This is a genomic window from Vibrio owensii CAIM 1854 = LMG 25443 (genome assembly GCF_000817815.1).
Classification (GTDB): domain Bacteria; phylum Pseudomonadota; class Gammaproteobacteria; order Enterobacterales; family Vibrionaceae; genus Vibrio; species Vibrio owensii.
Genome location: NZ_JPRD01000031.1, coordinates 11,626 through 22,928, shown reverse-complemented (window position 1 = coordinate 22,928; position 11,303 = coordinate 11,626). Strand labels below are relative to the sequence as shown.

Here is an 11,303-nt window from a genome sequence, read left to right as displayed (position 1 = left end):
AAGAATGAAATAGTAAAAGAGCCAGCGAAGTGCTGGCTCTTTTTATTTCTGGTAAATCTCCAGCGGCAAGCCATCTGGGTCTTGGAAGAAGGTAAAGGCTTTGCCTGTGAATTCGTCAATACGAATTGGCTCAACTTCAACGTCATTCGATTCTAGGTAGGTTTTCACCTGTTCAACATCATCAACCAAAAAAGCGAGATGTCTTAGCCCTTGTGCTTCGGGAAAGCTCGGTCTCTCTGGTGCGCCCGGAAAGCTAAACAATTCCACTTGGCTGCCGTCAGGTAAAGCGAGGTCAAGCTTGTATGAGTCTCTGGCTTCACGATAGTTTTCAGCAATGACTTTTAACCCCAACACTTCAGTGTAAAAGCGTTTTGACCTTGGGTAATCGCTGCAAATGATCGCGACGTGATGAATGGCATTAAACATGGTTAGTGTCCTCGGAGACTAAATGCTCCTTAACGAAGTCGATGAACACGCGCAGACGAGCAGGCATGTATTTGGTTTGCGCATACTGCATCGCGATAGCGCCGTGGTAGTTACTTTTGATCATCCAATCCGGCAGAACTTCCACCACTTCTCCTCGTTCTAACGCGTCTTTAATCACGAAGTCGTGGAAGATCCCAATTCCTAAGCCTGACTTAACGCCATTCAAGCGCATTTGAGAATGGTTGACGGCGTAGCGCCCACTCACGGCAATCGAATGAAAGGCTTCCTCTTTAAAGAACGACCAGATGTTGTCTTTGTCGTTCTCGGCAAGGTAAATGCAGTCGTGCTGCTCAAGCTCAGTGGGATGCTCAGGCATACCTTGTTTGGTGAGGTAATCTGGAGAGGCACATAAAACAAGATTGGTCTTGCTGATCTCTTTGAGGACCAGATTTTCATCGGGTTTGTCGGTGAGCTTAAAGGCGACATCAATACCTTGGCGGAAAAGATCAATCTCACCATCTGCTGCACGCAGCTTAAGCTGAATGTTTGGATAACGTTCTAGGAATGGCAACACAAACGGTTGAAGCACCGAATTAAGAAATGCTTCAGGGGCTGCCACTGTGAGTGCGCCTGTTGGCTCAGCATGATCTTCCGCAGATAGCTCAACGGCTTGCTGCGCGGCATTCACCATTGCGATGCTTTGGTCGTAAACCTTTTGCCCAGCTTGAGTGATGATCAACTTACGAGTCGTGCGCTCAAACAGTTTCACCGAGAGGGCTTGTTCCAACCGTGTGATCAACTTACTTAAAGCCGATGGCGTTACGCCGAGTTGTTTAGCAGCAGCGGTAAAACTGCCTTCGTTTACCACCAAGATAAACGAAGCAAGATCAGGAAGTAGGGCTATGAGTTTTGGATTAACCATAATTGTTCAGTTCTGCGCAGCGGAATAACGATATTGTCTGGTACGGTTTCACGAGGTTCAAGTGTCACCGTCTCGCTTTAACGATATTTTGCCAAAAATGCATTGAGTGCAGGCAAGCCAGATTCACCAGTATGGTATTGCTGCCAACAGTGATAAATGGCCGTTTCGTGGTCTGCAATTAACTCGATAGCTTCTTGCTCAGCGGTTGAATACTGCTGTGAATCTTTCACTTCTTCATGCCACTCTCGATACTTAACCTCATAAGGTTCCACCCACTTCAAAAGAGTCGCCACCAACTCTTGCCATGGTAAACCAATCCACTTGGTTGCATCTGCCAAGCCTTTATCCAGCATCTCTTGGTGTCGACTTTCGATATCCATGCCATTTGTCAGAAGTACAGGTCTGAGCTTTTCTGCAGTGAGTTCTTCCACTTCAATCAAGATTTGCCACAGCGTTTGTTGTTCACTTTGGGCGTAATGGCTCAAGTAGTGGTTGAAAAAAGCGATGCCGTAGATTTCGCCATAGTAGGCAGACAGAACGTTATGAATCATGGTGAGAATCGTGATTTAAACAGGGAATACCGCATTGTAGGAGGGGAAAGCGCGAAGTGTAAACACCTGATTAAGAGTAAAAAAGTGCTGCTGACAGAATTCGAACAGAACTTGTGAGAATTTTATGAGAATTCGATGAAGTTGCTGATAGATTTGCTCGTCATTCTTAGAGGCAAGAACGCAAAACGTTCGAAACGTAATGCTTAACCTACTCAAGTCACGAACAAAGAAGTAAAGCCGTACACATGGGCTTGGGTAGTTCAACCCTCATTAAAGGATGGAATCACAATGAAAAAACGTACCCAACTCGGACTCGTCATGACTTCAGTCGCTATGGCACTAGGCTCTGCATCAGTGAATGCAGCGGAATTGGAAATCACCGTGACAAACGCAACCAAAGGCATCTACTTTACGCCTCTTATTGTTGCCGCACATGGTTCTGATCTTCAAATGTTCAGAACGGGTCAAGCAGCAACGCCAGAACTAGAAGCAATGGCAGAAGGCGGTGATATCTCTGGGCTTGCTAGTGTGATTGGTAACGCTGGTGGTGCGGTGGTTGAGAATCCTGCTGGCGGCATTTTGAATCCGGGTGTTGCAACCACCTTCACCATGGACAGTGGCGACCACGGTTATCTTTCTCTGAGCGCGATGTTGTTGCCAACCAATGACGGTTTCGTCGGTCTAGATAGCTGGAAGATTCCAACGGAAGCGGGTACATACCGAGCAACGCTAAGAAGTTACGATGCTGGTACAGAAGCGAACGATGAGCTTGCGTCTAGCATGCCAAACCCACCTTTCATTACCTTTGGTACTGGCGGCACAGGCGTTGAAGCAACGGTAACTAACGACAAAGTTCACGTGCATCCGGGTAACCTTGGTGATAGCGACCCAACTGGCGGCATTAGTGACCTAGACAGCAGCAGCCATCGTTGGTTAAACCCAGTTGCAACCATCACAATCGTTGTGAAGTAAGGGGGATGTATGAAATACAGAATCTTACTAGTAGCAGCTTCAGTCGGCTTGCTCGCCGGTTGTCCAAGCGATGATGATAACGACGTAGTGAAATCGTACCGCTACACCGTCAACGTGGCGAACTTGACTGCGAATCAACCTATGTCTCCGCTCGCGGTACTCACTCACAATGCTGACTACCAATTGTTTGAAATTGGACAAGCCGCATCTGTTGAACTTGAGCATCTTGCTGAAGGCGGTAGTAACGCAGAGCTGATTGAATTGATGAACAGCAATGACAGTGTTTACCAAGGTATTTCGGGTAATGGATTGGTGTTGCCTGGCGCATCGGACGAAGTCACCATCACGGTTGACCCTAGTCGTTACGGTTACTTGTCTGTGGCGTCTATGTTCGTGAATACCAACGATGCCTTTGTTGGCGAAACGGGGCTATCGCTCAAATCGCTCGCAGTAGGTGAAAGCTACGAAATGAGCATGAACGTTTGGGATTCGGGCACGGAACTGAACGATGAGCTTGCCGCAACCATTCCGGGTCCAGCAGGTGGCGGTGAGGGCTTCAATGCTGCTCGCAATGACAGCAATGACGTTGTTGCATTCCATGCCGGTGTTGTTAGCCAAGATGATGGATTAGCAAACTCAGCACTCTCTGCGAACCATCGTTTCTTGAACCCAGGTGCGAAAGTCACCATCACTCGAGTCGAGTAACACAGGCTCCGATGACGTCTCCTTTCCAAAGCGCTTGTAGCCGAGCGCTTTATCCCTCATGGCGTCATCGGAACCTTTTTTGAAAGAATTTCTAATTTGTTCCGGTCATGTGCAAAGTGAGGATACTCGAAGGCAAGGAAAGGACCATGGAACAACAGGCAATCAATTTAGTCGCGAACATCTTGTTGGTGGAAGATGACGATGATTTGGCAGAACTGGTTCAGATGCATCTCAAGTTTCAAGGACACCAAGTGTCGCGAGCCACAAATGTCGCCGATGCTAAAGCGCAATACCAGCAACAACCCTTTGATTTATTGATCCTTGACCGAGGTTTACCAGATGGTGATGGTTTAGACATCTGCCATTATTTGCGTCAGCAACAAGATTGGAGCCCAGTGCTTATGCTGACAGCCAGAGACGGTGAAATGGATAAGGTTGATGGTTTAGAAGCAGGCGTTGATGACTACATCACTAAGCCATTTAGCGTATTAGAATTCCAAGCACGAGTGCGAAACGTGTTACGCAGAGTCAGCCAAACCGCAGAAGCCAAATTAGTAGATGGAGTCCTCGAAGATGCGATGGATTTTGGTCCGCTGAGAATTATTCCGGAGTTGCACCAAGTATCGCTAAACGACAAAGATGTCACTCTTACCGCGACAGAGTTTACTTTGCTGCAGTTTCTCGCGACTCGTCCGGGCAGAGTCTACAGTAAAGATGAATTGCTCGATCACGTTTGGAACACCAGTCACTCTGGTTATCACCACACTGTGTGTAGCACCATAAACCGTTTACGCAGCAAGTTGTCGTTGTCTGACTCTGATCATCACTTCATACAAACCGTGTGGGGTGTTGGGTATAAGTTTCAGCCAAGACACTAATGCAAGAAAGTAAGTCAAAACATCAAGCCAAGACAGTAAGTCGGCAGTTGTTTTCACTGTCATTTTTCAATCATCACGGGTGTTTCAGAAACATCGCTGTTTAAGGAGGCGATAGGATGAGCTTCAAATCTCGCTTAGTGGTATTTACTAGCTTGTGGTTTTGCCTCGCGGCCGTGGTGATTGCACTGACTTACAATTGGCAAAAAGAAACCATTGAGTTACGCACTAAGCAAAGCCTACATAAAGAGCTGGCAAGCCACATGCGTGATGATAATCCGCTGATGATCGGGACGGATTACAATCCGAAAGCGCTCAAGTCGATTTTTCACACGCTCATGCTGATCGGCCCTGATTTTGAAATCTACTTCCTCGATAGCCAAGGTAACATCACCACCCATGCAGCACCGGAAGGGGCGGAGATCATGGGGAAGGTGGATCTCAATCCCATTAAGCAATTCTTAAATGACCAACCTTTTCCTATTTTGGGTGAAGACCCACGTAATCGTGGTGAGCACAAAGTCTTTTCTGTCGCGGCGATAGAGGAATTAGGCTCTACGGTCGGTTATCTCTACGTGGTGATTGGCAGTACCCGACATGACGCCATTGCCAATGCTCAAGTCGATACTCCTTATATTGCGCTGGCAGGATTGGTCTTAGTCTCCATCTTAGGCTTTGCTCTTGGGGCTTATGTGCTGGTGAAACGTAGCCTATTGAACCCGATTGAGCGTGTGACCAAGCAACTTCAGCAGCAAGCCGAACATGATTTCCGCCTGCAACCTGATTTTACTCACCAAGTGCCGGAGCTCGTGCCGATTGCGCACTCTTATCAGATGATGGCGAAGCATATTCAGCAGCAGTTTTTACAGTTGGAGTATCAATCGTCTCATCGTCGTCAAAGCTTGTTGCAGCTTAGCCATGATTTAAAAACGCCGTTATCGAGCGTGCTTGGCTATTTGGAAACGTGGCGTTTGCAACATCCGGAATCCGACCCTTTGATTGACGTTGCTTTCCGAAATTGTGAGAAGCTCTCAACTCAATTGCATTCTTTGTTAGACGCCGCGCGCAAAGAAGCACCAATGCCAAACTACGAGTACCGCCCCGTGGATCTTGGCGCGTTGATGGCAGAATGTGCTGAAACGATGCAGAGCCAGTTTTCTCGTAAAGAAGTGCTGTTGAAAGTGGATATCGATAGCGAAATCCAAACCGTGGGTGATAAAGGTCTTTTAGAGCGGTTGGTGCTTAACTTGCTTGAAAATGCATTGCGTCACAGCCCAATCGGCTCGGAAGTGCATTGCCAAGCGCATTTGAGTGAGGATAAGTCGCGTATCCACTTTACCTTCGTCAATCACATCGAGGAAGAAGCGGAGGGCGGTTCTTTGGGGATCGGGACGAAGATTGTCCAATCGATCTTAATGCTTCACCACAGCTACCTTGAGACCAATGCAACATCCTCTCAGTATCAACAGAAGTTCACTCTAAGAGCGGTGTGAGCGCTTCCTCACCGCCTCTAGATTCTTACTCTAATCTCCTAGTTCCAACTCTTATCACACATAAAGCAAGCGCCTATCTATCGGGCGCTTTTTGTTTGTCTCATACAACTGGTATTTCTCTTAAGTTACACACTCAATGTACCTGCTCAAAAACAGAATCGGCTAGTCATACTCATTAAACATTAATTTCATCTCGAATAATTCATCCAATCCGTTATTTAATCGGTGAACAAATAACATGTGCGAATAAAACGTATTCTGTTACATATTTAACGTGCTAGATTGCAATATTAACCTTGTTGTCTAATTTGTGATGAAAATATTACAAACATAGTTTTTCTCTTTTGGTGGAGATTATAAATTGATTTGTGATTTATATTAGCAATAAGTGTTTTAGTGAATATTTTAATATGTGTTTGGTTGTCTATTTGTGGGTGTGGGAATTATTGCTTATATCATCAGATGGAATGAAAAAGTGGAACTAAAGTCACTTAATTGCAGCGGAAAAATCTAAACTATAGACCTATTAGGTAATAATGGTTTAGTAACAGATAGTTACGGATTCATAATTAATAATATGGCTAAACTTCCGACAAGGATCGAAAAGATGAGCGACAAGGAATCTATTCAGACTAATCGCAGCCGCCGCAATTTTTTAAAAGGTGCAACTGGTGCAGTTGTGGCTGGCGTCAGTGCTTCAGCGTTTTCTGGTGCTGTTCAAGCAAAGGAACCGAATATCGACTGGAGCCGTCTAGGTAAAAAGAACGATAAACGCTTTTGGCGTAAAGTTCAAAAGCAGTTCGTATTGGATAAACGAACGACTTACATGAACATCGGTACGACAGGTTCAATGCCAAAACATGTTCTTGAAGGATACGAAGACAACAACAAAATCGTTGCTAAGTACCCGTGGGATATGAAAGACAAGTTTGGTGCTTGGCCTCATGTTTCTGAAATGGTGACGCAAGTAGCGCCGGGCTTTGGTGCTAACCCAGATGAAATCATTCTGAGCCGCAACACTACTGATGGCCTATGTTCTATTATCAATGGCCTTCATTTCGAACCGGGCGATGTCATCCTAACGACTCACCACGAACACGTTGCTGCTACTTCGCCAATGAATGTAGCAAAACACCGCTTCGGTGTGGATGTGGTCGAAATTCAACTTCCTGTTTTCACTGGTACTGAAGACGTTTCTGAACAAGATTACATTCAAGCGTTCCGCGAAGCGATTGAAGCCCACCACAACGTTCGTCTTATCGTCTTCTCGCACATTACCTACAAAACAGGTACCACTCTTCCAGCCAAAGAAATCTGTTCTCTAGCAAAACAACACGGTATCCCAACCTTAGTTGATGGTGCGCACACTGTTGGTATGTTCGATTTAGACTTCCACGATATGGATTGTGATTTCTATGCAGGATCTGGTCATAAGTGGCAGTGTGGTCCTGGCGCGACAGGTATCTTGTATGTACGTGATAACGGCAACCGTTTGAATGAGTACTGGAGCGATCGCGAGAATCCACTGTGGTTGATCAACTCTTCTCTTTCTCACGCAGACTACCTAGGCAAGCAATTGCAAATGCAATACATTGGTAATGACAACTACCCAGCAAAACAAGCACTTGCTGATAGCTGTAAGATGTGGGACGAGATTGGTCGTGACCGTATTCAGGAACGTGTTCTTGAACTAAGTGACCTATGCAAAACGCTGCTTAATGAAGCGTTACCACATGCTCAAATGTACTCGCCAAATGTGGAAGGCTTAACCAGCGGCCTAACGACGTTCAACCCATTTAGCGATGTGACGGATGAAGAACGACTCACCTTGTTCCGCGACCGTCTGCGTGAAGACTATGGCTACATCATCCGTACGACAAGCTTCAAGCTGTACAAAGATGATGCTTACGAAACACAAGCACTGCGCATCTCAACGCATCTATTCCACGATGAGAAAGACGTAGAAGGGCTTGTCGAAGCCATCACGGATCTTTACTACTCGTTCTAACGTTGTTGAACTTTCAAAGCGCCCTTCATTGGGCGCTTTGTGGAAGAGAGGGATATTCACCATGTCAGTGAAAACAATCAAACGAACCATGACGGCACTTACCGTTGCTCTTGCTTCAATCATGTCGACTTCTGCCTCGGCGGGTGATTTGCAAGACATCAAAGACAGTGGCGTGCTGCGTCATATCGGTGTGCCTTACGCCAACTTCGTTTCTTACATTGATCAAGGGGAAATGCAGACACTGACAGGTCTTGATGTCGATATCATCAAAGGGTTTGCTCAATCTCTCGGCGTGCGTTACCAGTACGTGCCAGCGCAGTGGAATAATGTGGTTGGTAAACTGACAGGCCAGCAAGTCGAATACAAAGATGCGCAGCTCGTCGTGGGTGAGAAGATGCCGGTTGAAGGCGATCTGATCGCTAACGGTGTCACTATTTTGGATTGGCGTGCTCAAATCGTCGATTTCTCAGATGACTACTTCCCATCTGCAGTGTGGCTGGTGGCTCGTACCGATTCTACTCTTACGCCAATCACGCCGACTGGCTCGGTGGAGCGCGACATCACCAAAGTCAAAGCATTGATTAATGGACGTGAAGTTCTGGCGATGGAGCACTCATGCCTAGACCCAAACCTTTACAATCTGTATGACACGGGTGCTAAGGTGATTTTGCCTGATGGCCAGCGCCGCTTGAACGAAATGGTTCCTGCCATCATGAAGAACGATGCAGAGAGTACACTGCTAGATGTGGCAGACACACTGATTGCATTAGAAAAATGGCCAGGTGAAATCAAAGTCATTGGCCCAGTCTCTGAAAATCAAAAAATGGCGGTTGCCTTCCGTAAGGATTCTCCTGAATTAAAAGCCGCGTTTAACCAATATTTGAATTCAATTAAGCAAGATGGGACGTACCAAGCGTTGGTCGAGAAATATTACCCATCTATTTACTATTTCTATAATGACTACTTCTTAGAAGATAGTAAGAAAGATATATGAGAAAGTCTGTAAAAAAAATATCAAGCCAGAAGATCATTACCATCAGTGCGATTTTGGTATCGCTCTATTTGGCGATGCTTATTACTGTGACGAGTTTAGGTCAAAATAAATTAAAAGATTCACAACACCGAGAACTCGGCCTAAAGGTGAAAAGTTACGCAGGTACACTTGATAATTTATTTACGCTTGCCAGCGAAGATATAGACCATCTATCCACCGATAAAACGGTGCAGACCTTTTTTGCTAACCTCGCTTCTGGCATGTCGATGGAATACGGCTTGGGTGCGAGTTTGATTAATTTGAAACGCAAGCTGCAAGAAAAGTCAGAAACGAAAATAGTCAATAACCAAATCATCTACAAGAAGTTGACCCTGATTGGCCTTGATGGCTCAACAATCGTCACAACTGGGGCGAAAACAGACCATCGTATCGACACCTCGCGATTACTGCAAAACCACAAAAATACCGAAGAGATACGAGCCGTTCGTGATGACGGCAGAGTGTTAATCCAAGTGGTCAAGCAAGTGATGTTCTCTGGCAAACCGGTTGGTTACTTGATTGCAGACATCAACAAGCAAGTGGTGATTTCTCAACTCACCAATCAGGAACATGAAGACAGCTACAGTCGCATGGTTTTGAAGATCAATGACGTTGAAATGGAAGTTTGGGACTCGATCAGCCGCAAACTGGAACAAGAAAACGTTACGGGCCCAAACGCGCTTTCTCAAGAGCTTAAACAGAAGATTTACTTCGAAGTGCCAATTGAACGTCATCACTTTGAGTTGATGGCGTGGTTTGAATCGCTCAGTGAACGCGACATCTACACCTCGCGCGTATTCATTACCGGATTGAGCATCCTTGCTATCTTGATTGTGTTTGGTCTCTTGTATGCGTTTAGCCTAAATAACACGCGTGTTGAGCTTAAGATCAAACTGGAAGAAGAGAAAAAACGTAAAGACTTCCTGTCTCAGCAAAACCAACGACTAACCAGTGAAATCGAGCGTCGTAAATCATCAGAGATGGAGTTGGCTTACCAAGCAAAACACGACTCTCTGACTGGGTTGCCAAACCGAGTATATGGCTCAGAACGTTTGGATCTGGAACTCTCACGCGCTGAGCGAATGGGTTCAAACGTGTTGGTTATGTTCATTGACCTTGATCACTTCAAACAAATCAATGATTCCATGGGTCACTTTGTCGGTGATGAAGTCTTGAAGCTGGCAGCAGAACGCCTGCACAACGCAGTACGTAAGACTGACTTACTCGCGCGTATTGGTGGCGATGAATTCCTCTTGGTTATCCCTGATTTGCAAGATGCCGACAGCGCAAAACGTTTTGCTACGACTGTTCTGTCTGTGTTCAATGAACCGTTCGTTTGGCAAAACCACGAGTTCTTCCTATCGGCAAGTGTTGGTATGTCGGTGTTCCCAGAGGATGGCGACAACGCAGAGCAGCTACTGGCGTGTGCAGACATGGCGATGTACCGCGTGAAGCAAGATGGTCGTGATGCCTTCTGCTTCTATGACCACAACATGAACCAAGATTTGCAGCGCTTCTTAGATTTAGAAAGCCGTTTGCGTCATGCCATTGCGCACGATTTATTAGAGCTCTACTACCAACCTATTATCGACTTGAACAGCGGTACGATTGTCGGCGCTGAAGCTTTGATGCGTTGGAACGATGAGAAGTTTGGTTTCGTCAATCCAGAAGAGTTTATCTCGATTGCCGAGAAGAACGGTTTGATTCATCAGCTAGGGGACTTTGCGATTCGCCAAGCGTGTCATCAAGCTGCCCAATGGCAGACCGTTGCACCTCTGTTCGTGTCAGTAAACTTCTCTAGTGTGCAGTTTAGATACTGTGATCAACTCTTAGAACAAATTAAGCAACACCTCGAAGAATCAGGATTACCTGCCGAAATGTTCGATGTAGAAGTAACGGAAAGCTTGCTCTTCAACCACAGTAATGAACTGATGGGGATGTTAGACAGCTTGCGAGCATTGGGCGCGAAGCTCACCATTGATGATTTCGGTACCGGTTATTCTGCATTAAGTTACTTGCAGAAATTCCCGTTTGATCGCCTCAAGATCGACCGCAGCTTCTTGCAGAACATGTTTGAGAATGAGTCCGACCGCGAGCTTGTGAACGTAATTATTGCGATGGCGAAAGCGCTGAATCTGAAGATCGTCGCAGAAGGCATCGAAGAACAGCGTCATGTGGATTACCTTAAAGACCTAAACTGTGAGTTCGGACAAGGTTTCCACTATAGCCGACCATTACCTGCCAAGGACTTTGAAGCACTTTTAGCTAAGCCGACTTGGCTATAACTCCTTTCATTACAACCTCATAGAAAAGCATTA

General features: G+C 46.0%; 10 protein-coding genes. 7 read left to right on the top strand and 3 right to left on the bottom strand.

Annotation, left to right across the window (positions count from 1 at the left end; genetic code table 11):
- Window positions 1-42: 42 nt before the first annotated feature.
- The 3 genes from gloA2 to H735_RS17710 all read right to left on the bottom strand — a co-directional run bounded on the left by gloA2 (window position 43) and on the right by H735_RS17710 (window position 1,899).
- A complete protein-coding gene (gene gloA2, locus H735_RS17720) occupies window positions 43-426 on the bottom strand; it encodes an SMU1112c/YaeR family gloxylase I-like metalloprotein (RefSeq protein WP_020195776.1) in 384 nt (127 codons plus the stop codon).
- Window positions 419-1,348 (bottom strand): LysR family transcriptional regulator, encoded by a 930-nt coding sequence (locus H735_RS17715; RefSeq protein ID WP_020195777.1) that lies wholly within the window; start codon window positions 1,346-1,348, stop codon window positions 419-421. The genes gloA2 and H735_RS17715 overlap by 8 nt, the downstream gene beginning before the upstream one ends.
- A 77-nt stretch (window positions 1,349-1,425) precedes the next feature.
- Window positions 1,426-1,899, bottom strand: a complete 474-nt coding sequence (locus H735_RS17710; protein WP_020195778.1) for a hypothetical protein — start codon at window positions 1,897-1,899, stop codon at window positions 1,426-1,428.
- Window positions 1,900-2,187: 288 nt separating this feature from the next.
- Between H735_RS17710 and H735_RS17705 the strand changes: the two genes are divergently transcribed.
- The 7 genes from H735_RS17705 (at window position 2,188) to H735_RS17675 (ending at window position 11,270) form a co-directional block, all read left to right on the top strand.
- On the top strand, window positions 2,188-2,871 hold the full coding sequence (locus H735_RS17705) for a spondin domain-containing protein (RefSeq protein WP_020195779.1): 684 nt from the start codon (window positions 2,188-2,190) through the stop codon (window positions 2,869-2,871).
- Window positions 2,872-2,880: 9 nt separating this feature from the next.
- Complete coding sequence (locus tag H735_RS17700) at window positions 2,881-3,576, top strand: spondin domain-containing protein (protein ID WP_020195780.1); 696 nt, start codon at window positions 2,881-2,883, stop codon at window positions 3,574-3,576.
- Window positions 3,577-3,722: 146 nt separating this feature from the next.
- Entirely contained in the window at window positions 3,723-4,454 is a 732-nt protein-coding gene (locus H735_RS17695) for a response regulator transcription factor (protein WP_020195781.1), read from the top strand.
- Between the two features lie 116 nt (window positions 4,455-4,570).
- A complete protein-coding gene (locus H735_RS17690; protein ID WP_020195782.1) occupies window positions 4,571-5,944 on the top strand; it encodes a sensor histidine kinase in 1,374 nt (457 codons plus the stop codon).
- A gap of 607 nt (window positions 5,945-6,551) precedes the next feature.
- A complete protein-coding gene (locus H735_RS17685; RefSeq protein WP_020195783.1) occupies window positions 6,552-7,952 on the top strand; it encodes an aminotransferase class V-fold PLP-dependent enzyme in 1,401 nt (466 codons plus the stop codon).
- 61 nt (window positions 7,953-8,013) lie between these two features.
- Window positions 8,014-8,946, top strand: a complete 933-nt coding sequence (locus H735_RS17680; protein WP_009704972.1) for a transporter substrate-binding domain-containing protein — start codon at window positions 8,014-8,016, stop codon at window positions 8,944-8,946.
- Window positions 8,943-11,270 (top strand): putative bifunctional diguanylate cyclase/phosphodiesterase, encoded by a 2,328-nt coding sequence (locus tag H735_RS17675; protein ID WP_020195784.1) that lies wholly within the window; start codon window positions 8,943-8,945, stop codon window positions 11,268-11,270. The genes H735_RS17680 and H735_RS17675 overlap by 4 nt, the downstream gene beginning before the upstream one ends.
- Window positions 11,271-11,303: the final 33 nt, after the last annotated feature.